This window comes from Marinobacter changyiensis, from assembly GCF_009193265.1.
Lineage (GTDB): Bacteria > Pseudomonadota > Gammaproteobacteria > Pseudomonadales > Oleiphilaceae > Marinobacter > Marinobacter changyiensis.
Genome location: NZ_VZZZ01000007.1, coordinates 95,167 through 118,151 on the forward strand (window position 1 = coordinate 95,167; position 22,985 = coordinate 118,151).

General features: G+C 53.8%; 19 protein-coding genes and 1 riboswitch. Of the genes, 12 read left to right on the top strand and 7 right to left on the bottom strand.

What is annotated here, in order from left to right; genetic code table 11:
- The first annotated feature begins 3 nt into the window (after window positions 1-3).
- The 3 genes from F6Y09_RS18300 to F6Y09_RS18310 are packed head-to-tail and all read left to right on the top strand — an operon-like array spanning window position 4 to window position 4,563.
- A complete protein-coding gene (locus tag F6Y09_RS18300) occupies window positions 4-3,510 on the top strand; it encodes an RHS repeat-associated core domain-containing protein (RefSeq protein WP_152208401.1) in 3,507 nt (1,168 codons plus the stop codon).
- A gap of 5 nt (window positions 3,511-3,515) precedes the next feature.
- Window positions 3,516-3,932 carry a hypothetical protein gene (locus tag F6Y09_RS18305; RefSeq protein ID WP_152208402.1) on the top strand — a complete coding sequence of 139 codons (417 nt, stop codon included), beginning with the start codon at window positions 3,516-3,518 and terminating at the stop codon, window positions 3,930-3,932.
- 55 nt (window positions 3,933-3,987) lie between these two features.
- Complete coding sequence (locus F6Y09_RS18310) at window positions 3,988-4,563, top strand: tetratricopeptide repeat protein (RefSeq protein ID WP_152208403.1); 576 nt, start codon at window positions 3,988-3,990, stop codon at window positions 4,561-4,563.
- Between the two features lie 275 nt (window positions 4,564-4,838).
- Here F6Y09_RS18310 and thiC read toward each other — a convergent pair whose 3' ends face one another.
- A complete protein-coding gene (gene thiC / locus F6Y09_RS18315; protein WP_152208404.1) occupies window positions 4,839-6,713 on the bottom strand; it encodes a phosphomethylpyrimidine synthase ThiC in 1,875 nt (624 codons plus the stop codon).
- A gap of 77 nt (window positions 6,714-6,790) precedes the next feature.
- Window positions 6,791-6,895, bottom strand: a riboswitch (TPP riboswitch).
- Between the two features lie 159 nt (window positions 6,896-7,054).
- Here thiC and F6Y09_RS18320 point away from each other — a divergent pair.
- The gene (locus tag F6Y09_RS18320; protein WP_152208405.1) at window positions 7,055-8,452 is read left to right on the top strand and encodes a TolC family outer membrane protein; all 1,398 of its coding nucleotides are present in this window, start codon (window positions 7,055-7,057) and stop codon (window positions 8,450-8,452) included.
- A gap of 55 nt (window positions 8,453-8,507) precedes the next feature.
- Here the strand turns inward: F6Y09_RS18320 and waaA are convergent, their stop codons facing one another.
- Complete coding sequence (gene waaA / locus F6Y09_RS18325; RefSeq protein WP_152208406.1) at window positions 8,508-9,767, bottom strand: lipid IV(A) 3-deoxy-D-manno-octulosonic acid transferase; 1,260 nt, start codon at window positions 9,765-9,767, stop codon at window positions 8,508-8,510.
- A 206-nt stretch (window positions 9,768-9,973) separates the two neighbouring features.
- Between waaA and lpxL the strand changes: the two genes are divergently transcribed.
- From lpxL to F6Y09_RS18365, 8 genes are all read left to right on the top strand, one after another.
- Entirely contained in the window at window positions 9,974-10,936 is a 963-nt protein-coding gene (gene lpxL / locus F6Y09_RS18330; RefSeq protein WP_246180597.1) for an LpxL/LpxP family Kdo(2)-lipid IV(A) lauroyl/palmitoleoyl acyltransferase, read from the top strand.
- Entirely contained in the window at window positions 10,933-11,886 is a 954-nt protein-coding gene (locus tag F6Y09_RS18335) for a mitochondrial fission ELM1 family protein (RefSeq protein WP_152208407.1), read from the top strand. Before lpxL ends, F6Y09_RS18335 begins: the two co-directional genes overlap by 4 nt.
- Entirely contained in the window at window positions 11,883-13,010 is a 1,128-nt protein-coding gene (locus F6Y09_RS18340) for a glycosyltransferase family 4 protein (protein WP_152208408.1), read from the top strand. The genes F6Y09_RS18335 and F6Y09_RS18340 overlap by 4 nt, the downstream gene beginning before the upstream one ends.
- On the top strand, window positions 13,007-14,011 hold the full coding sequence (locus tag F6Y09_RS18345; protein WP_152208409.1) for a glycosyltransferase: 1,005 nt from the start codon (window positions 13,007-13,009) through the stop codon (window positions 14,009-14,011). The genes F6Y09_RS18340 and F6Y09_RS18345 overlap by 4 nt, the downstream gene beginning before the upstream one ends.
- Window positions 14,004-14,693, top strand: coding sequence for a YrbL family protein (locus F6Y09_RS18350; RefSeq protein WP_246180598.1), 690 nt, complete (start codon window positions 14,004-14,006; stop codon window positions 14,691-14,693). The genes F6Y09_RS18345 and F6Y09_RS18350 overlap by 8 nt, the downstream gene beginning before the upstream one ends.
- An 81-nt stretch (window positions 14,694-14,774) precedes the next feature.
- Window positions 14,775-15,686, top strand: coding sequence for a lysophospholipid acyltransferase family protein (locus F6Y09_RS18355; RefSeq protein ID WP_152208410.1), 912 nt, complete (start codon window positions 14,775-14,777; stop codon window positions 15,684-15,686).
- A gap of 132 nt (window positions 15,687-15,818) precedes the next feature.
- Window positions 15,819-16,658 (top strand): glycosyltransferase family 2 protein, encoded by an 840-nt coding sequence (locus F6Y09_RS18360; RefSeq protein ID WP_152208411.1) that lies wholly within the window; start codon window positions 15,819-15,821, stop codon window positions 16,656-16,658.
- 33 nt (window positions 16,659-16,691) lie between these two features.
- Window positions 16,692-17,855 carry a glycosyltransferase gene (locus F6Y09_RS18365; protein WP_152208412.1) on the top strand — a complete coding sequence of 388 codons (1,164 nt, stop codon included), beginning with the start codon at window positions 16,692-16,694 and terminating at the stop codon, window positions 17,853-17,855.
- A gap of 40 nt (window positions 17,856-17,895) precedes the next feature.
- Here F6Y09_RS18365 and F6Y09_RS18370 read toward each other — a convergent pair whose 3' ends face one another.
- The 5 genes from F6Y09_RS18370 to F6Y09_RS18390 form a co-directional block, all read right to left on the bottom strand.
- Window positions 17,896-18,534 (bottom strand): hypothetical protein, encoded by a 639-nt coding sequence (locus tag F6Y09_RS18370; protein WP_152208413.1) that lies wholly within the window; start codon window positions 18,532-18,534, stop codon window positions 17,896-17,898.
- A gap of 70 nt (window positions 18,535-18,604) precedes the next feature.
- Entirely contained in the window at window positions 18,605-19,681 is a 1,077-nt protein-coding gene (locus F6Y09_RS18375; protein WP_152208414.1) for a glycosyltransferase, read from the bottom strand.
- 136 nt (window positions 19,682-19,817) lie between these two features.
- Window positions 19,818-20,555 (bottom strand): protein kinase family protein, encoded by a 738-nt coding sequence (locus tag F6Y09_RS18380; protein WP_152208415.1) that lies wholly within the window; start codon window positions 20,553-20,555, stop codon window positions 19,818-19,820.
- Between the two features lie 100 nt (window positions 20,556-20,655).
- Window positions 20,656-21,918 carry an O-antigen ligase family protein gene (locus tag F6Y09_RS18385; protein WP_218944206.1) on the bottom strand — a complete coding sequence of 421 codons (1,263 nt, stop codon included), beginning with the start codon at window positions 21,916-21,918 and terminating at the stop codon, window positions 20,656-20,658.
- A 1-nt stretch (window position 21,919) separates the two neighbouring features.
- On the bottom strand, window positions 21,920-22,915 hold the full coding sequence (locus tag F6Y09_RS18390) for a Stealth CR1 domain-containing protein (protein ID WP_152208417.1): 996 nt from the start codon (window positions 22,913-22,915) through the stop codon (window positions 21,920-21,922).
- Window positions 22,916-22,985 lie beyond the last annotated feature (70 nt).

The following is a 22,985-nucleotide window of genomic DNA, read 5'->3' on the forward strand; positions in this document are numbered from 1 at the left end:
GGGATGCTTACCAGACGCCTAATTTCACCCAAGATGCTCAGCGCGCTGCTGGGCTTTATCTTCGCGTTGCTGACCACCAACTCCGCCCTGGCTTATCACTTTCCATGGGACCAGAGCCACGACGTCACAAGGCCGGTGCAGAACAATGAGCCCACGGGGCCCTGTGAGGGAATCTGTGACGAGTGTAACGCCACCGCTTCGCCCGTTTACGTTCCGACGGGCCACTTTATCTGGGGCGAAACGGATGTGAGACTGCCGGGCCGCCCCGGGCTGGGCCTCCGGCGCGCCTACAATTCCCATGATCCAAGGGATGGTCTGTTTGGTAACGGCTGGTCCGCCAACTGCGAAATCTCCGTGCTCAAGACCACCACGGTCGACAACGAGACCGACGAACTGAAGACCGAATATGTAGTGTTGCTGCCCAACGGCAAGCGGCATACCTACCCGGCGACCGGCGATGGCGCCGTGGAGACACCGGAGGGACGCTACGACCAGCTTGAACCCCAGGCAGACGGAACCATTCGATTAACCGCACTCGACGGCAGCTACCGGGTGTTCGACAAGACTGGTCATATCACTAGCCGGGTTGACCGCAATGGCAATGGCATCAGCTATGAATATAACGACTCGGATCAACTCACCCGGATTGGCGATGACCAAAGCCGTTATCTGGACTTCGGTTACAGTATTGCAGGCCGAGTAGCGACGATAACGGATCATAGCGCCCGCCAATGGCGTTACGACTATGATACCGACGGCAACCTGATTCGCGTAACCAACCCGGAAGGCGGAGAGCGTCAGTTCGACTACCAACGCTACACCAATGACGCAGATGGCCAGTCCTACAACCAGCTCGTCCGCATCACCGACGCCAGTGGCGTTGTCGTAGTTGATGTCGACTACAACGGCTCCCGGGTTGCCAGTTACACCGAAGGCGAAAATCACTACACGTACAGCCATAACGCTTCTCAGGAACAGGTCGTCAAGACCGGCCAGGCTGGCATGCGCCGGACCATCACCTACAACGACAAACAGGTGATCACGCGCATGGCCGTGGCTAACGGCCATGGTGGCAGCGATACCACCGAATACACTTACGACGATAACGGCAACCGCACCCTGATCGTCGGTCCCGCTGGCAACCAGTGGCAGTATGACTACGACGGCCAGGGCCGCCTGCTGAGCGAAACCAACCCACTGGGTGCAACCACCGAATACACTTACGCCGGCGACAAGCCCTGGCCGGTGACCATCACCAGCCCCAGTGGCCGGACGGTAGCAATGGCCTATGATGGCCAGGGTAACCTGTTGACGGTAACAGACCCCCTGAATGAAACAATCACCATGGAGTGGAGCCCGCAGGGTGACCTGATACGACTCACCGACGCTCTTGGCCAAAGCACCGCCTTCACCTACAACGCAACCGGTCTGGTTACCAGCATTACCGACCCCGAACAACGCACGGTTCAATACGATTATGATAATTTGGGCCGCCCCACACGGACCACCCAACCCGGTGGCGAAACTCAAACCTGGGACTACGATGCTTTGGGCCGGGTGGTCTCCGCCACCAACGGCCTGAATAACACCAGCCGCTTCAGTTACGGCCCTGCTGGCCGCCTGCTGACCGTCACCGACTGGGCGGGTGCCTCCATCAGCTTCCAGTACGACCAGTACGGTCGCCAGGTGCAGGAACTGCGGCCCGATGGTCAGATCCTGACGTACGCCTATACAGTCGCTAACCGGATAGCAAGCAAGAGCAATCCGGATGGCTCCGTCATCAACTATGGATATGACGTCAAGCAGCGCCTGGAAACAATGAGTTTCCCGGGAGAGATTTACGAATTTGCGTATAACACCCGGAATTTGCTGACCAACGTCAATCAGACAAGCAACGGCTGGCAGAGCCAGTACACTTACGACGCCGCCAGCCGCCTGGCCTCCGAGACCCACAACGGCCGCAGTATTGCTATAGACCGCAATGCCGAAGGCGAGACCACGCGCTGGAGCGTAGCAGGAGAGGCCCAGGACCTGACCCGCAATGAGCGGGGCCAGATCACTGCCCTGGACACCCCGGCGGGTAGCTACAGCTTCACCTACGACAACTCAGGCCACATGACCGGCATGAACTACCCGGGTGGCAGTGCCAGCACGGCCTACAATGCTGCTGGTCAAACCAGCAACCAGCAATTTGGCGACAGCCTGGGCACTCAATTCAGCTACGGCTACGACAGCAATGGCCGCCTGAGCCAACGCCAGGGCGAAGGGGCCGACTGGCAGTACGGCTATGACGCTGCCGACCGCTTGGCCTCGGCAAACCACGGGGTGGATAACTATAACTACCAGTACGACGCGAATGGCAACCGCCTCGAAGGCGGGCAGCAGTATGACGACTTCAACAAGCTGCTCTACAGCCAGACCACAGATTACGACCACGACGCTAACGGCAACCGCACTCGCCAGACGGACCTGGAAACCGGTGACGTTACCGAATACGGCTACGACGCCCTTAACCGTTTAACGAGTGCCGAGTTCTACCTGGAGGGAGCGGCCACCCCGGCCTGGAACGCCAATTACCAGTACGATGCTTTCAACCGTCGGACCGGAAAGACAGTCACAGGAAATATTGCCGAAGATACCCAATATCTTTGGTTCGGCAGCCGCCTTGTGGCGGAATACGACAGCGGTGCCAGCACACTGAAGAAGCGCTACCGTTATACGGAAGGCAGCTTTGCACCGGTGGGGTATAGTGAAGGCGGTAGGGACTACAGCGTTCACAGCGACTACCTCGACACGCCTAAGGCACTAACCGACAATAGCGGAAACGTGGGGTGGAACACCGTGTTGAGCCCCTACGGCAACACCGTGGAGAACACCGACCCCGACGGCGACGGCCGGGAAGTTGCGTTCAATCTGCGCTTCCCAGGGCAGTATCATGATCGTGAGACGGGGCTATATTATAACTGGAACCGGACCTATGATCCGGAGAGTGGGCGGTATGCGCAGGGTGACCCGATGGGCTTAACGGACGGAACCAATATTTACCTATACGCTCATAGCAATCCTGTGAATTTTCTTGATCCATCTGGCTTATGGTCGTTTAGTTTCGATCTTTATGCGGGCGTTGGTGGAGGAGTAACAATTGGACGAAACAGAAGTACAAGCGAATGGTTTGGCGGTGGCCGTATTGGGATAGGCGTTGGTGGCGGGGCTACCGTGAACGTGTTGGACGACGGACCTACTGCACGTTCTCTGCGCCCATCGCCGTACGCAGATGTTTCGCAATGTATTGTCCCGGGACCATCAGGGACGAGCGTTGGAACCTACGCAGGGATTGGAGCAAGTGTAGGTCCTTATGATATTAGTTACGGGGCGCAAGGTGGGGGGCATTTCGACGGTAGCGGTTCATCCTACTCTGAGGGACCATCTCTTAATCCTAGCTTAAATGCTGTAGGAGGATCTGGCTTTTCCGTGGGCGGTTCTTTTGGTGTTGAAGTTTTGGGATGGTGACAAATATGGCTTTGGTATCAAATTATAGAGCTATGCCAATGTTGTTAAAGGTGGTGGTCGCCCTAGGCTTGGCAGCCCCAATTGTGGCTTCGGCATCGGTAGTTTCCCGCTTATCTGACACTGTGGCATGGGGTTCAGGTCAGTCCAGTGATATGTCATTGTTTGTAGAACTTTTTGTTGTTGTCGTAGCAGCGTCTCCTCTTTGCATATCTGCTTTTTTTATGATCAAAAGACAGAAACTGTCACGAGCGTTTTTTCTCGGCTCTTGGGGACTGCTCTGTTTTTCACCTTTTTTCTTTACAGCAGTGCAACAGGAGATGGAGGCATTTTGGCTGGAGTTCGCATTCAATATATTTCTAGGCTTGATTTTAGGAGCGTACCTATTTTTGAATAGTAACGTGATTGAATATTTTAGGCGTTGATTCGTGTGTTTTCGTTTAATTTGGAAACCGTATATGGCTGCGGAAAACTGCTTAAATGATAGATCGATCGTTAGATAATGCTGTCAGTAATTTTGAAAAAGGCAACCTCTTGGTTGCCTTTGATGAGCTCGAGGTACTCGCCGAAGAGGGGGTGGAAGAATCATATTCTTTCTTAGGCAACATATATGAGCACGGTTTGGATGAAGGTGGGCCAGACTATGAGAGAGCCAATTATTGGTACGAAAAGTCGTTGGATACAGTTGGTTCAGTCGCTGCATATCTTGGATTAATACGCATTAATTATTATGGGTTAGGAGAATTTTCAGATTATCGAAAAGCTTTCTGCTTGAGTCGAGAGCTTTCTGAGGAGAAAAAGCATCCGTATGCATACTTCTTTATTGGCAAGATGTTTTTACATGGAAAAGGAGTAGAGAAGGATTTAAACCGAGCCTTTTTATATTTTGAAAAATCATGGTGCAAGGGATATGTCTTTGGAATGACTTACATGGGAATCACTGCCCAAGAGCAAGGTAAATGGTTTAAAAGTTGGCGGTATAGATTGAAAGCTGCCTGTTATGCATACCGGATATCGTTGATGGATAAGAAATCTCAACGGATTCGGGAGCTATGATTCTCAGGAGTGGAGATTTCTTCAACTCATACGGTCGCACGTGGTTTGGCGCACTACCCGTCAGTTGGGAGCCGAAAATGTACGACAAGCTTTATTGTCATGACTGGCACCCATCAGTGTGTTTATGCATAACAGTTTGTCAGCATCGAATACCCACCTGCCCTATCGTCCAGGCGAGTATTCATCTATATCGAGAGATTGAGTAGCGAGGCGGGCTGGGCTGAGGGTCGGTCAGAACTCCGTCAAACAGCCCCCAGCCCGAGTTGAAGCCGCCGCTAAACTTTTTCGTACAGCTTACTGCCCGACGCAAGAAACTCCTCAGATTTCTCCTTCATGCCCGCGTCCACCGCGACCACTTCATCCAGCCCGTGCTCCCTCGCGTAATCCCGCACCTCCTGGGAAATCTGCATGGAACAGAACTTCGGCCCGCACATGGAGCAGAAGTGGGCCACTTTGGCGGAATCCTTGGGCAGGGTTTCGTCGTGGAAAGAACGTGCGGTGTCCGGGTCCAGGGCCAGGTTGAACTGGTCTTCCCAGCGGAACTCGAAACGCGCCTTGGACAATGCGTTGTCACGGATCTGGGCGCCGGGATGGCCCTTGGCGAGATCCGCTGCGTGGGCAGCGATCTTGTAGGTGATGATGCCGGTTTTGACGTCGTCCTTATTGGGCAGCCCCAGATGTTCCTTGGGAGTCACATAGCAAAGCATGGCACAACCAAACCAGCCGATCATCGCAGCGCCGATGCCCGACGTGATGTGATCATAGCCTGGCGCAATGTCTGTTGTGAGCGGGCCGAGGGTGTAGAACGGCGCTTCGTCACAGCAGTCCAGTTGCTTGTCCATGTTTTCCTTGATCAGATGCATCGGCACGTGGCCTGGCCCTTCGATCATCACCTGCACATCGTGTCGCCAGGCGATTTTGGTGAGTTCTCCGAGGGTCTCCAGTTCGCCGAACTGGGCGGCATCGTTGGCATCCGCGATGGAACCGGGACGCAAGCCGTCCCCGAGGCTGAAGGAGACATCGTAGGCTTTCATGATCTCGCAGATGTCTTCAAAATGGGTGTACAGAAAACTTTCCTGATGATGGGCCAGACACCATTTGGCCATGATGGAGCCGCCCCGAGACACAATGCCGGTTACCCGCTTTGCGGTCATGGGCACATGATGCAGGCGCACACCCGCGTGGATGGTGAAGTAATCCACGCCCTGCTCGGCCTGCTCGATCAGGGTGTCCCGAAAGATTTCCCAGGTCAGATCTTCCGCAACGCCGCCGACTTTCTCCAGCGCCTGATAGATCGGTACGGTACCGATGGGGACCGGAGAGTTACGGATGATCCATTCACGGGTTTCGTGGATGTGCTTGCCTGTAGACAGATCCATCACCGTGTCAGAACCCCAGCGAATACCCCAGGTGAGTTTTTCCACTTCTTCTTCGATCGATGAACTGACGGCTGAATTGCCGATGTTGCCATTGATCTTTACCAGGAAGTTGCGACCGATGATCATCGGCTCGGCTTCCGGATGGTTGATGTTGGCGGGAATAATGGCGCGACCCCGGGCGACCTCGTTACGCACGAACTCCGGCGTTATCTCGGCCGGCAGCGACGCTCCGAATGACTGCCCCGGGTGCTGCTGGTCCAGCAATCCTTCAGCGCGAGCTTCCTGCAATTTCATATTCTCCCGTATCGCGATGAACTCCATTTCCGGTGTGACAATGCCCTGGCGGGCGTAGTGCATCAGGCTTACATTCTGACCGGCCAGCGCGCGCCTGGGTTTGCGCTCATCCATGAATCGCAGGGGGTCGAGCTGTGGGTCTTTCATGCGGCGGCGGGCAAATTCGGAGCTGTAATCCGCCAGTCGCTCGGTGTCACCCCGCTCCTCAATCCAGCCATCACGAAGTGGCGACAGCCCCTTGCGTAAATCGATCTGCACTGCCGGATCGCTGTAAGGGCCTGATGTATCGTAGACGGTCACCGGGGTATTTTTTTCCCCGCCCAGTTCCGTTGGCGTATCACTGACAGTAATTTCCCGCATAGGCACTCTCAGATCCGGACGACTGCCGGTCACGTAGATTTTGCGGGAATTGGGTAACGGTTGAATGGCAGCCGAATCAACGGTTGCAGCATCACTCAGATAGGTGGGTATGGTCATGGTTGCGTCCCTGAAGGGGTTTTTGTTGGAGCGCGCATGACGGAGAGCGGACGGCCGCGGTTATTTCCCAGCGGTTACGTCGGTCTGGTCTCAAATCCCTACGCCGGTACTAACCGGATCAGGTTCGCGGGTTCTGCGATGCAATCTCAGCCGGCCAATGGCCAGCACCCCGTCAAGACGCTTGAACAGGCATTTGTCGAAAAGGGAGGCGGAAGAACGACCTTCACCCTGTAATCCCGATAATCGATGCCTTTTGCAAGTGTAGAGATCGCAATGATTATTGTCCATAATAGCTGCCGCCTCTTTAATCGCCGATTGCTTTCATGTCTTCAGGAGTCTTTATGAATAAACGCATACTCTCAGCGGTGATTGCTGCCCTGTCAGCTCACCCTGTTCTGGCCATGGATCTGGTAGAAACGTATGAGAAAGCGCTTTCGTACGACTCCGGCATTGCCTCGGCCCGTGCCACCTTTGAAGCTCAACAGGCGAATATCGATGTCAGCCGCAGTTCACTGCTGCCGCAGATCGGCGCATTCGGTGACGCCAGCCATATTGACAGTGACGGGCCAGGCCAGAACGTTTCCTACAAGAGCTACCAGTATGGTGTCCAGCTGACCCAACCCCTGTTCCGGGCGGATGCCTGGTTCAACTTCCAGACCAGTCAGATCCAGAGTGAAGCCGCCCGGGCAGATTACAACCTGGCCCAGCAACAACTGATACTGGACGTGGCACAGGCCTATTTTAATGTCTTGCGGGCGAGCGACACCCTCACCACTGCCAGAGCCACCGAATCAGCCATCCAGCGGCAGTATGAGCAGGCCCGCGAGCGTTACGATGTCGGCCTGATTGCGATTACCGAGGTATATGAGGCACGGGCCAGCTACGACGACAGCAAAAGTCAGCGCATTGCCGCCGAAAGCGACCTGGACATTGCGCGGGAGCAGCTCGCGCGTCTGACCGGCGAATACACCGAAAGTCTGGATAATCTGGAACGCGAATTTCCGCTGATGCGGCCGGAGCCCATGAACCCCGATGCCTGGGAAGAAATCGCTATCGGGCAGAACTGGCAAATCCAGTCCGCGCTTTTCCAGCTGGGTGCCAGTGAGTCCACCTTAAAATCGGCCAAGGCAGGACACTATCCCACACTCGATCTGAACGCCTCCTATGGCGATACCAAAATCGACGGCCTCTCTGACAACCCTGGCGCTATCGTTACGGGCAGCCAGCGCGCCACAGACGGCACTACCACCGAGGGTGTGATCAGCCTGTCCCTCAATATTCCGCTCTACTCGGGCGGTGGCACCCAGGCAGGTGTTCGCCAGCAGCGTTCACTGGTAGACGTGGCCGAGCAGTCCCTGCTGACCGTGCGTCGTGATGTTCGGGTTACCACCCGCAGCCTGTTTCGTACCGTCAACACGAATATAGAATCCGCCTCTGCACTGGCGCAAACCATTATTTCCCGCCGCAGCGCTCTGGACGCCACCCGGGCCGGGTATGAGGTGGGTACCCGTAACATCGTTGAGGTTCTGGATGCGGAGCGTAACTACTACGTTGCCCTGCGGGACTTCGCCAATGCTCGCTACGACTATGTCATCAACGCCCTGAGCCTCAAGCAGGCGGCAGGCACACTCAGCCCCCAGGACCTGATTGACCTGAATATCTGGCTGAGTGAGACTGCACCGGGCATCGAAGCTCTCGCTAATGAACAGGAAACCATCGAAGACCCGATGGCAAACTGAAGGCAAGCCTGTATTGACACAATGTTGATACAGGCAAGTAGTCTGATTACTCGTCTCAGGTCCGTGCAGTGATGCCGTTTACCACCTTCTCCAACGCTCCGCGATTGGCATCCACCACCGCACGCGCCTGGGCCCCTACAGCCCGGGCCGCTTCAGGGTCAGTCAACAGGAAAGCAACCCGCTCTGCAAGCTGCTCCTGGGTGTCGGTGATAAACAGCCCGTTTCCGACGTTAAGCTGAGCATAGATAGTCTCAAAGTTGAAGAAATGCGGCCCCGATAAAACGGGTAGGCCCCAGGCAGCCGGCTCCAGCGGGTTGTGCCCGCCGCGCTCGATCAATGACCCGCCCACGAAAGCCACATCCGAGACACCATAAAGCATCAACAGTTCGCCCATGGTATCGCCCAGGTAAACCTGAGCGGTGCTGCCGACATCACCAGCCGAGCGCCTTGCCAGGCTGAGGCCACGGGATGTCACCAGGCCTTCGACTTCGTCAAAACGGTCCGGGTGACGGGGCACGATGATCAGCAGGGCCGTCGGATGACTGGCCAGCAGCTTCTGATGGGCATTCAGAATCTGTTCATCCTCACCAACATGGGTGCTGGCTGCTATCCAGATGGGGCGGGACGCTCCCCCCAGCGTCGCCCTGAGAGAGGCAGCGTCGGCGCGCAACGAAGGGGTTATCGACACATCAAATTTGATGCTGCCGGTAACCGAAACGGTTTCAGGTTTGGCGCCGATTTCCAGGAAACGACAAGCATCTTCATCTGCCTGGGCAGCTATCCAGCTGATGCTCTCCAGCAACGGCTTTACCAGGGTCCACACTCGCAGATAGCCCCGGGCGGATCTTGAAGAAAGCCGGGCATTGATAAGAAAAATCGGCACCTTGCGGCTGCGAGTCAGTGCGATCATGTTGGGCCAAAGTTCTGTTTCCATGATTACCAGCGCCCGGGGATTAATCCGATCGACAAAACGTTTAACAGCGCCCGGCGTATCGTAGGGCGAAAACGCATAGCGAACCTGATCACCAAACATCGCTTTGGCGCGCTCGGACCCGGTGGCCGTCATGGCGGTCATCAGAATCGGCACTGCCGGGTTACGGCGCAATAACTCTTTAACCAGCGGCGCTGCTGCGATGGTTTCACCGACCGACACAGCGTGCACCCAAATGACGGGCTCAGGAGAAGGGGCCACAAAACCCAGGCGTTGCTGCCAGTGCTGCCAGGTTTCCGGAGACCGGCGCCCCTGCCACCAGAGCCGAACAAGCACAAACGGTAGCGCCAGCCGAAAAAAAAGAGAGTACAGAAAATGCAGCATCGTGGCTCCGGACGGAATGAACGGGCGACATTCTACAGAAACCCCGAGGGTTTCGCTTGCTTCCCTGCCCTCCAGACAGACATCTCAGCTCAGAGAACAGACCGACCTTATACCTCCCGTACTTACACTGCTAAACTACCGGTTTGCCGAGACATTCCACTTCACTTCATACCAGCAATAGCCGTCAACAGGAGGGATTGACCCCCTTGAGCAAACCCAGGAAGAAAACCCGCGACATGGATTATCGTCACTACCGGCACCCGCGTTGGTGGCCGACCTGGGTCAGTATAGGCTTGATGAGGCTGATGGCGATGTTACCCATGAAGCTTCAGTGGCGCCTGGGCAGCTTGCTGGGAGAGCTGGCCTTCAGGACATTGAAACGCCGGCGGCATATCACCGAAACCAACATTCAGTTGTGCTTTCCCGAACTCAACGACGAAGAAAGGTTGGCTCTGGTGCGCAAATCGTTCCATTCCAACGGTATCGGTGCGATGGAAATTGGCGTGGCCTGGTTCCGGGATCCGGAAGCCCTGAAACATCTCACCTCTGTCAGTGGTCTGGAGCATATCAACACAGCTCTGGCAAAGGGCCAGGGCATACTTCTGCTGGGGGGGCATTACAGTACTCTGGACCTGGGCGGCAGCCTCGTCACCCTGTTCATTGAAGCGGATGTGATGCAACGAGACCACAACAATCCGCTGATGAATGCGGTCATGACACGGGCCCGGCAGCGACGATATGGCGAAGTTCTGGGTAACAAGGACCTGCGAGGCCTGCTAAGAAAACTCAAGGCAAACCGGATCGTCTGGTATGCGACAGATCAGGACTACGGCCGCAAGGGCACGGTTTTTGCGCCTTTTTTTAATGTGCCTGCCGCCAGCATTACCGCCACCGCCCGAATTGCCGCCCATAGCGGATGTGCGGTTATTCCGTTCAGCCATTTCCGCCATGAAAACACTGACAAGAACACCGTCGGTTATGATCTGCATTTTCATCCGCCACTGGAGAATTTCCCCTCCGGTGATGACCTGGCAGATGCAACTCTGGTCAACCAGACCATTGAGCAGGAAATCCGACGCCACCCGGACCAGTATCTCTGGATGCACAGGCGCTTTAAAACCCGCCCGTCCCGGAATGACCCTGACTTTTACCGGACCACACCAACATGACCGAGACAAAAGCGGAGTCCCAGCCGGCACCCGTCATCTTTCTACTGACGGACAACAAACCGGGTCACGCTAACCAGCTCAAAGGCCTGGGTAATCGTTTACGGGTTCTGTGCGGCGCAAGCATACACTGGATCGATACCACCACTATCAAAACGCCCCTGTGGCGAGCGGTGCTCGGGGTGGCACCCGCACTGGACAACACCCTGCCCACGCCTAATCTCATTATCGGAGCAGGTACCGGCACCCACCGCTTGTTGCTGGCCTTGCGGCGAAAACCCAAAGCCCGAACCGTGGTGCTGATGAGGCCAGCCTTTCCCCTGAGCTGGGTCGACGCTGCCATTATCCCGGAGCATGACCGGGCCAAGCCCGCCCGCACGACACTGGTTACCGAAGGCGTCATCAATACTCTGATGCCCATGGCACGCATGACCGACAAGCCGGAAGCTCTGGTATTGATTGGGGGGCCGTCACGCCACTACAACTGGGATGACAATGCGATCTTCAACCAGCTTGTCCAGCTGCTGAAAGCCTACCCGGACTGGCGCTGGACCATCAGCGGGTCCCGACGAACTCCCGAAGCCTTGCAGCAACGCCTTGCGGAGCTTGCGGGGCTGAAGGTGACCGTGGCGGATTCCGACCGGACCCACGCTGACTGGCTGCCTCAGACTCTGGCGGCTTCACGGGCGGTATGGGTAACGCCGGACAGTAGCTCAATGGTCTTCGAAGCCGTTACCGCCGGCTTGCCGACGGGCGTATTTGAACTCACCGCCCGGGCCAACAGCCGTGTGGCCAACAGCGTAACGGCGCTGATCGAGCGGGGACGAGTAGCCCCATACAGTGACCATACCGCTGTCATGGATACCGACAGAAAATCTTCGGCGCCCCTATGGGAAGCCGACCGGGCAGCTCGCTGGCTGATAAAACAGTTTCCTGCAGGAACGCGTCGATGAGAATTCTGCAAGTTCTACCAGCGCTTTACAGTGGCGGCGTCGAACGTGGCACCGTGGAGTTTGCATCAGATCTGGTCAAACAGGGCCACGACTCCTTTGTGGTTTCAAACGGTGGCCCGATGGTGGAGCCGCTGGTGCAACAGGGCTCCCGGCACATCAAAATGCCGGTACACCGGAAATCTCCCGCCTCCTTTGGCCAGATCCGACCGATGCGAGACCTGCTGCGGGATATCAAACCCGATATTGTGCACGTTCGCTCCCGCATGCCAGCCTGGATAACCTGGCTGGCCCGCAAAGGCCTTCCCCCTGAGGACCGGCCCGCGCTGGTGTCCACGTTTCACGGCATGTATTCAGTCAATGCCTATAGCGCCATTATGGCAAAAGCGGACCACGTGATTGCCGTATCAGATTGCGTTCGCAACTATGTGCTGAATAACTTCAAGGTCGCCCCGGAACAGCTCACGGTGATACAGCGCGGCGTGGACGTCGACGGTTTTCACAATCACGAACTTGACCCCGGCTGGCGGGACCAGCTGCTCCAGGCCAATCCGCAATTCAGGGGCAAACGCCTGATCATGATGCCCGGGCGCATTTCCCGCTGGAAAGGCCAGCTCAATTTTCTGGCTATGATGGCCCTGATCCGGCAACAGAACCCGGATTGTCACGGCATTGTGGTCGGTGGTGTCGAGCCCGGCAAAGACCACTTCATGGCGGAACTGGCGCAACGTCGTAGAGAGCTGGGCCTGGAAGAAACCGTCAGCTTCCTTGGCCAGCGTAATGATATGGACAACCTTTACCTGATTGCCAGCCTGGTCTGCCACATGTCCACCAAGCCTGAGCCCTTCGGCCGCACCGTCACCGAAGCATTGGCCTCCGGCACCCCGGTCGTCGCTTTCGATCGCGGCGGTGCTGCTGAAACCTTGCGGGCCTGTTTTCCCGAGGGGCTGGTCGAGCCGGACGACATACAAACCTTTGCTCGAACAGCACTTACCCTGATGGAGATCGACAATCCCGAGATCGAAATTCCGTGGCGCTTTCGGCTTGAAGCCCAGACAGAAACGACTCTTGGCGTTTATGAAACGCTATTAGCCAAACAGCGGCTGACTGACGACAAAATGCCATGAATATACTCATGCTCATGCTATCCACCGCCGATGCTATCGGCGGGATGGAAAAACACAGTCAAGAACTTGCCAACGGCCTGAGTGAAAAAGGTAATGACGTGACGTTTGCCTCCTCTGCGCGGCATCAGACCTTGCTCTCCCCGGGTATTCACAGAATTGTTCTGGACACCCAAAAATCTCGCCGCAGTCCGATTCTACTTCTGTCGATAGTACGCATAATAAATTCCGGTAGGTTTGACATCATTCATGGACAAGGCAGCAAGGCCGCAGATGTTCTATCCAGCATTTCAAGGTTCACTTCGAAATCTGTCAAGATAGCCACCATTCACAATTTCAAAACCCGATATCCCTCCTATAACGCGTTTTGCCGGATTATTGCTGTCAGCAAAGCTCTGGCCAACGACATAGGCGCCCCCAACACGCGTGTAGTCTACAATGGCTTGCGTCCGACAACCGCCGAGCACACTCTGAATGACCCGCCACCTGCAGCTGAGGGCCCGATCTGGCTGTCTGCCGGCAGACTTGTAAAAGCGAAAGGTTTCGACTTTCTGATAGAGGCTTTCAAATCAGTAAACGGGACACTATTCATTGCCGGAGACGGCCCCGAAAAAGCCAACCTTGAGCAACAGATCAGCAGGACGGAACAGCAGGGGAAAATCAAAATGCTGGGTCATCGTGATGATCTGAGAGCGTTGATGGACGTCGTAGACGGAATCGTTATCTCCTCGTTGCGAGAAGGCTTTTCGTATGTCTTTGCAGAAGCCCTGTTTGCGGGGAAGCCGATCATTTCAACGAACGTACCTATAGCCAACGAGTTCCTGGATCAAAATTTTATTTTCCATGGATCCTCGCCCAAAGCTTTCGGAAATATGCTCAACCAGAATTTAGAAGGGTTGTTTGCGGCCCAAAGGCAAACTCGCGAGCGTGCACTCCGGGAACTGACTTTTTACGGCATGGTTGAGCAAACTCTTCGCGTATACCGGGAATGTCACCATGACTGAGAGACAAACCAAGGTGATAGATTTATCCGGCAGTCGCCCCTTCAACTCTGGATCCAACCGACTTTGTCACCAGAACCCTGAAGACCCTTCGGTCTGTCTCAAAATACTCCGCCCCGAGAACGTCGAGGCCCGTTTTCAACGGCAAGTCTGGGCCAAGAAGTTACTGGGCAAAAGCCGGATCGATGATAATCGCCAGGAACAGAAGGCCCATCGCCAGAAGGCTATCAGACAACTGATCTCAGAAGGTCAGGATGCCATGCTGTGGGCGCATTTACCCTACTTTTACGGCAGCGTTGAGACATCACTGGGCTCGGCCAATGCCAGCGCTATTATTTCAGCAACAAGCGGTGCGCCCGCAGAGACCCTCGAATCCTATCTGAAACGCCAGGGTTTCGACCCCGCAATTCGAGACGCAGTGGAACACTTTTGCGAATGGCTCAGTACAACGGGCATCCTGACCCGCAACCTGCTGCCCCACAATCTGGTCGTCTCAGATCATCAGGAAGAATTGACGCTCTTTCTGGTTGATGGTCTCGGTGCACCATTAATACCTCAGACACTTGCGGTTCTGCCAGCCTGGCGAGCACGCTACATTGCCCGGCGCATTCAACGGTTTTACCTTCGGATCGAGTGGGAACTGGGTGACCGACGTAAAAGTTGGGAAGACTCCCAGAAACTTTGATGCCGCCCTGTTGTCTTGCCGCATGGCCCTTATGGTGGTAGCTTCGCGCTCAACCTGATAACCGATAATCGTGCCCTCTCTATGGCCCTGTCCAAAGCTGTTTTCCTGGAATTCGCTCTTAAACTCGCCGGTAAACTGTCGTTGCGAGGCGCTCAAAGGCTTGGCCGTTTTCTGGGCAGCCTGGGATGGATTTTGCCCAGCCGCTCCAAAACAGTCACTGAAATCAATCTGAAACTTTGTTTGCCCGAACTGGACGATCAGCAACGACACAGTCTGGCGCGTTCCAGCCTTCGCCACACCGGGCAAACCATGATGGAGATCCCGCTGATCTGGGAGTGGCCAGTGGAGCGCTGCCTCGGAATGATCCGGGAAATTGAAGGCGAATCGCTTCTGGACCAGGCGCTGACGGACGGTAAAGGGCTGATTCTTCTGGCGCCACACCTGGGCAACTGGGAGCTGGCCGGACTGTATTACTCGTCGAGATACAAGATGGCCGCTCTGTATAGCCCGCCGCCGGTAAAAGAGTTCGAGGACTACATGATTCGGGTGCGGGGCCGCATGGGGTCCGAGTTGGTCACGGGCGATCGTCGTGGCCTGGTCCGCCTGGTGTCCCTGCTACGGGAAGGGGGTGTAACCGGCATTCTGCCCGACCAAAGCCCCAGCCGCGGCAAAGGAGCTGCCTTCGCTCCGTTCTTCGGGGTTGAGGTTCGCACCATGACGCTGGTCTCCAAGCTACTGCAGAAATCGGGCGCCACTGCACTGGTCACCTTCGCTCAGCGGCTGAAAGACGGTGAGGGTTTCCGACTGGTGATCCGTGAATGTGAGCCCGGCGTGAATGACCCGGACCCGGTAGTCGCAACCACCGCACTCAACCTGTCCATCGAGCATTGTGTGCGCGAAATACCCGGGCAATACCAATGGGAATACAAACGCTTCCGACATCGACCGGCAGGCGAACCCCAGCCCTACCAGCCAGGCAGGGTGTGCAAGTAACACTCGTTCCAGGGTATAGGGACTACCCGAAGTGCCAGTACGCGCGAAGTGCCAAAAGCGGTGCCAAAAACTGTATAATCCGGTCAGCCGAAAAGTACCCGTTACCCCATTTTCAGAAACCAGGCCCGATTAATGTCCCCAGAGCGTATTGGTGTTGTGATCACCACCTACAATTCCCCTTTGTGGCTCAGTAAAGTCCTGACGGGCTATGAGAACCAGACTGACAAGCACTTCCGAACAATTGTGGCGGATGATGGATCAACGGACGAAACCCGGGCGCTTATCGACAAATTCAGAGCGCGCGGCATACTTGCAATTGACCACGTCTGGCATGAAGACAATGGCTTTCAAAAATGTCAGATTCTCAACAAGGCTATCCAGCAGACCGACTGCGACTACCTGATTTTTACGGATGGGGACTGCATTCCGGAGCCCAACTTTATTGAAACCCACAAACGACTCGCCCGGCCTGGCCATTTTCTGTCCGGGGGTTACATCAAGCTCACCATGCCCGTGTCCGAAGCCATCTCGGAAGACGACATCCGCAGCGGAGACGTTTTTGATACCGACTGGCTGGTTGCCCATGGCCAGCCCAGGAATCACAAACTGTGGAAGCTCTCCCGCTCGACGTTGAAAAAATCTTTTTTGAATGCGATAACGCCGGCAGCAGCGAGCTGGAACGGCATGAACAGTTCAACCTGGACCAAAGACCTGCTGGCGGTCAACGGCTTCAATGAAGACATGCAATACGGTGGGCTCGACCGGGAACTGGGTGAGCGGCTCTGGAATTATGGCCACAAATCCGTTCAGATGCGCTACAGCACGGTGTGCCTGCACCTTGATCATGCTCGCGGCTACTCCAAGCCGGAGATCTGGGCGAAGAACCGGGCCATCCGAAAAGCGGTCAAAACGGATAAAACACACTGGGCCGTCAATGGTATTGTCAAAAACGCCGCCGCTCCTTCTTCCTGAGCAATCTACCGTGCCTTCAAAGGGACTTATGACGTGAGAACCCTGGTTATCATCCACAGCCTCAAGATGGGCGGCATGGAGCGCGTTGCAGTCAACCTCGCGGACGCCTTTGCAGGCGAGGGTCACGAAAGTCATCTGCTGTCTTGCAAAGCCAAACCCAACGACCTGAAACCCAGCCATCCCGACGTCAGACTTCATCATTATGATCAGGTCCAGGCACTGTTCAAATCGATAGTTGGCATACCGGTGTTCCTGCTTTCACGACTGCTGCTCGGTGCTTTGATCCGGCGCTCTCACTTTATCTGGGTCGGCTGGCTCAGCGGTTGGTTGCTCAAACGCCACATCCGTTCACTGGAGAAACGTTACGGTCGCTTTGACCGCATCGTATTCCGGGGTCTGGGAACGTTCAAATACTTCTGGTCATTCCGGGACGAGCGTAACGTGTACGTGCTTGAAAACGTGATTCACTACGACCGCCCGCTGTGGCAGAAGAAGCTGGAATGGAAGTTGGTATTCCACGACCGGCATCTGGCCTGCGTTTCCACCGGTGTGCTGGAATCCGCTCAGGAGGCCTTTGCACAAGGGGAGATTGAACCGAAAAGTCTGCGGGTGATTACCAACCCCTGTCCGGTGGCGCAGATTGACGCGCTGGCCCAGGAAAACGACCTGGACATCCCTGATGAACCCTACATCCTGAACGTTGCCCGCCTGGTTCCACAGAAAGGTCACGACCTTCTTCTGGAGGCTTACAAGCAATCCGGCATCAGCCATAAACTTGTGATCGTCGGTGAAGGCCCACTCAGAACCAAACTGGAGGCAAAAGCTGAAGCCTTGGGCATGGCTGACCGCGTGTTCTTCGCCGGCAAGCGCAAAAACCCCTACCCCTGGATGAAGCAGGCAGACCTTTTTGTCCTGGCGTCGGAATATGAAGGGCTGGGCATAGTCCTCACGGAGGCACTGGCGTGTGGAACGCCGATCATGTCGGTGGAAAGCCGGGGTGGCGTAAGGGACGTATTCCGGGGGGAACTGGAAGCTTACCTCACACCACGCACCGTGGATGGGCTGGCAAAAGGGCTAGCTTCCGTGATCCGTCGCTTGCCGGTTACCGTAAAACCGGAATGGCTAGCGCCGTTCGAGGGCCATGTAGTGGTTTCCGCATTTCTCGAACAACCCGAAAAGCACATTCATCTGGACTGAGCAATCCGTTGCCGAAGTGGAGCTGAATAGCCACAACCCGTTAGCTTGACCTACGCAGCTCAGGCAGGCGGTCCAGTGCAGAGACGTGAATAATGCCCAACTGCGCCGGGAACGGAGTATCCAGCATCATGGCCATTGCAAATCGATGACAACCTGCACCAGAAAACAAAGGTTCCCCACCGGGGCCCAAGTGCATCAGGATACCCCCAACTTCGCGAAAGTTTCCAGGGATTAACTCCTGACGAGACGGGACGCTACCCCGCTCCCTGATTTCCCTCCAGATCGCATCCAGAGTTTCAAATCGTTCCTCAACATCCTGGGGCGTACGGCACCTATCGGTAACACCCATCCGGGAAATGGCAATTTTGCCGAGCATGAAGTCTATCGCCCCCGACTCCAGCCAGCTTTTCCCATCACGCCAGTGTGACCAGCAGTAGGACAACTTGGGATGATTCTCGAAAGGTTGCTCAAGCGAAGTTGGCCAACTCGATACAACCCGCCCGGACATCTGCCGAACGCGGGAACCGAGGTGGGCGGCAAAATCCGCCGCTTCAATATACTGTTTACAACGATCAGGATGGACCCATATTCGTTCAGCGTAGCGGGGCGCAAGGGCACCAAATCTCAACCGATTGAACCCATCAATTCTGACGGCTCGAAGCTGGTACTTTATCGACAAAACAAGTCCTTAATACAAGGGCCACGCGTGTAACCAAGCGACTGGATTTCTCTATTACGAACGATCAATGCTATGAGGTTCCAAAAAAAAGCCTGTTCGTTTCACGGATCATTTTCTGAGAACCAAACTGCTGATCAATCCACTGTCTGAGCTCAGCCGATGGAAAGACTTTTTCTCCTTCAACAATAGATCTAATACCCTGTGCCAGGCCCTGCACGTCATCGACATCGACCAGAACCCCGTATTTCCCATGCGCCAAAAGTTCCTCGCTGCCCGGTACCCGAGTCGAAACAACCGGCTTGCCAAAACTCATTGCTTCATTGAGAACGTTTGCCATCCCTTCATTGCGTGAACATAACAAAAACAAATCAATTCCCCGGAAAAACGGGCGCAGATCTTTCTGGTAGCCTACAAAATGAATTCTCTCCGACTCTGGCCGACCGTTGATAGACGCTTTAATCATCTCCTCATGCTCGCCTTCCCCAGCATGAACAATATGTACGTTACCAGGAAGACCGGCAAGAATACCGGGTAGTAAATCAAAACCCTTCTGTGGGCTGAAGCGACCGGCACAACCTACAATTACCGTTTCTGGCGGAAGGTCAAAAAGCGCCCTGAAATCCAATGACTCGCCCTTTAACGATGGCTTGTCAAATCCGTTATATACCCTGACTACATTATGCTGGTCGAAGAACCGCGGATATTTCAGCATTTCATTTTTCAGCGACTCACTGTTGACCATCAGAATCGCCTTAATCCACCTGAAAATTGCAAAGTACTTGATCGGGCTTTTCACTTTCCTGGCGATTCCCAGATACAACACAATCCGATCAACACCGGCAATTTTTGAGGCCAGGGAAACGAGCCACCAATCTTTTTTCAAGGCAGCGAACACGACGTCAGGACCAATTTCCCTGAGTATCTTTACGTAATTTGCGACCACAGAAAGATTTAAATCCCCTCCGCGGGAAGCGACCTCGATGATCCTTACGTTCTCCAATCCAGCGAAACGCTCTGCAAAACAACCCTTCAGCAGGACCACGTAAACCGCCACACCCGCTATGCCAAGAAACCGGGCCCGAATGAGTACATTTTTCTCAATCCCGCCCCAGACACGAGTAGGGCAAAAAAGAACGGCTTTTTTCATGAAAAAACTCACACTGTAATCAGATTAACCACCCCAGATAATCGCTATCGTCATTCAAACTAAATGGCACACGACGGCAACATATCAATATAGCAGCATAGTGATTATCACCTCACTATGAGAGTGCAAAGCGACATTACTTGCGGCTAATCTGACGAAGCGTTTTAAGGCGCGCTCGTATTTTCTTTTTAAGGTTGCGAAAGCCGAAGCTGGCGTTCTCCAGGCACGACGCTAACAGGTACCACGCAGACGATGATTGTTCCCAGGTCAGAAAGTGCCTGGCATCCGGGCAGCTTCTCAAAAAACGGTGAACCTCCCTGGCTTTTTGCAATTCTGGCAGCAACCATGCTTTCTTTAACCGAAAATCAATAAACACCACCTTCTCTCCCCTAATCAGAAAGTTGGCAATTTGCGCATCGGTGCGAAGATAACCCCGTTGATGGAGGGCTTGTATAGCCGAAAGCACTTGATGCGCATCATCTGGCCCGGCGGTGTGACCTTCCACAAAGTGGTAACAGACAAAGGAATCTGTCACCACGCCGCCCTGACGGCGTTCACAGGCCAGAACGGGATCCGGTGCGGCGAACCCCATGGACGCCATCAGTTCAAGATGCCTGAAGGTACGCAGTGCATCGCTCTCACGGAAACGAGTAAGTAGACGCTCCCACCGACGGCCGTTCCTTGCCCGGGGCACCTTCAGCAAAAACGCTTCGTTATGGAAGCGGACTTTGGCACTAAGGGTCCGCCAATTGTCACGAAAAACTTTTTCTCGAACCAGGTTACCATCAAATACAGAATCAACAAGTCGCTGGCTTGTCACCATATCCAGGTGCGACACCACATGACATTGCCGATAATCAAACGAAATAGCCATCATCAGCCCTTGGCAGACATAAAAAGGCGCCCACAAAAAAATAGGCGCAAAAGCCGTATTCCCAGAAGCAGCAACACCGACTCAAAACCCATATCGGCCTCTATTGAATGCTGTCCCTTTGATTAGTGGGAGAGAGCCTCGCACCACCATCATGCCCGGAATAGAAAACACCGCACAGAAACGCAAATGGAAACCAGAAAAACATCCAGTCCGCCGATGGGGGTGCCACTATTTTGGAGCCATCCGTAGTGTTCAGCATTATCGCCAAGAACAGCAGGGCAAGACCTGAGGAAATAAAAGCATTCGATTCACTATTATTTATAATCCTGGCTATCAAAGTTATAATAATTGAGAACAAACACAACAACGCAAATATTCCTGAGGAATAGTAAACACTCAAAAAAAGATTATGAGGATGCTCAATCCTTACGTTGGTCTCCTCCCTCAGCACCTTACCTGCAGGCGAGTCTTCGAAGGATGCGGCTGAACCCGTGCCGAAGAAAAAAGACTCAGGTGGATTTTCTATTGTTGCCTGAAATATATCTAATCGATAGGAAGTTCCACGTTCCAGCATATTATCGACCAATGGCGATAGCATGCCAAATATTACAACAAGGAAGAAAACTACCGAAGCGACAATCTTTACAAATGATCTTTTTCTTAGATCAAGATGTAAAACCATCACAAAGAGCATGATAATCGTGTAGATTATTAGCGAGATCAAAGGACCTCTGCTTTGAGACATAAAGGTAAGAGAAAACAGGCTCAAAAAAGAGAACGATACCAGACAGTAATCGAAAACACTGAGCGGTTTTACCTTACTCATCAGCACTAACCCTGCTGCCCACAAACACATAAGCGCAGACGGGCCCAGTATCGGGTGCCCCATAAAACCTACACCGGACATCCTGGCCGAATAATAACCCTGCCAAAAATGAATAACCATAGTTAATATTGAGACAATAAGGACGATCGAGATAAATAAACGACTAAAAATACGTGGTCGCGTGGCCCAATAAAAGGAGGAAAGCGCAACCGCTATTATAAATATAATAGTAGTTGCTGACCACCTCAACGATTGCAATACTTCTTTTAACTCTATGTTATGCAAAAAATTTGACAAGGCCACATAAAGAACAATAGAGCAGGCCGCAGAAACCAGCTTATCTTTTTTTATTAAATCCTTATAATTGTAAAATAATAAAATCACCAGTGATAACGTGACGCCAACAAAGAGAAATAAACGGGGCAATGCTTTCCAGGGTGTCATGAAAGACAAAGCAATAAAAGCTATAAGAGCTATGCTAAGCCAATAAATAACTCGCTTATTAAACGGATTGAGATTATCGCTCGATGAAACCACGTTAAGACCTATCATGACCGAGACTTGAACAAACACTTCCTATATTTTCTGTCACCCAATCTCTCCAGTGTCGATAGAACAAATCGCCTGCCTCATCGAGGCTTTGGACACACAAAAAATGGCACTCGGCTCTCCCAGGTAATTCGTTCAAGGCGGAAATCATCTGATCCGGTGTCTGTTTATTCGGAGACAGATAAAGATCTTTGGGGCTATCGGATATCTCAAATGAGCTTTGCTCAATTTCCAGATGATTAGCTACAGCAATAGGCCAAAATTGACTGTAATGTCTTAGAGGATGCGATGCATTCTCAATGAATCGTTCAGGATGACGGATGAAAAATTTTTCCAAAGTGGATTTTCTGACCGGATGAGGGATGTGCCCAGCAGCCAAAAACCTGTTTGCCTCTGGGGCCACCAATGCTGCGCCTCTGGATTGCGCAAGTCGGTTGGTAGCGCGAGCCATGCCAAGACGCTCTTTCACTTGTCTACTCACCGTCGATCTTATTAACGGCTGCCACTTTCCTCTGAGGACAACTTTTTCTTCTTTAAAGAAAACTTCTTTTCCCGTTGGCTTTAAAAAAGCCAAGTCATCATTCATGTAAATAAATTTTTCTGCTAACCCGGGGATACGCCAGATCATTGACTCGATCGCCAAGCTATTAAAGACTGGAAGTAAGCTTTCATAGCCTTTAAATATATCAACATGATCAATCAATATTATTCGATCCCGGATTGCCTGGGGCAAGTTATCATCCATAAAATCGGGGCGCTGATTATCCGTGACTATGAATATTTTTCGCACCCATGGTGCGAAACGCAAAACGGATGCCACACAAAACTCAATCTCACCCATGTCTGAATAACGAGTAGGTTTGGCTGATTTAGGTGTTTTGGTGTGCTCTTTCCCCAGATAGGCCTGTAACTTGCCGGCATGCTTTGGATCACTGCCATCGACCCATGGTATGACAACATCAATTTCATCTGAAAATCCTGACACTCAACCTCCCAGGTAATTCGTAATCATCGTAAGTCTGACTTAGTTAAACTGTAACAGCGACATGGAGCTG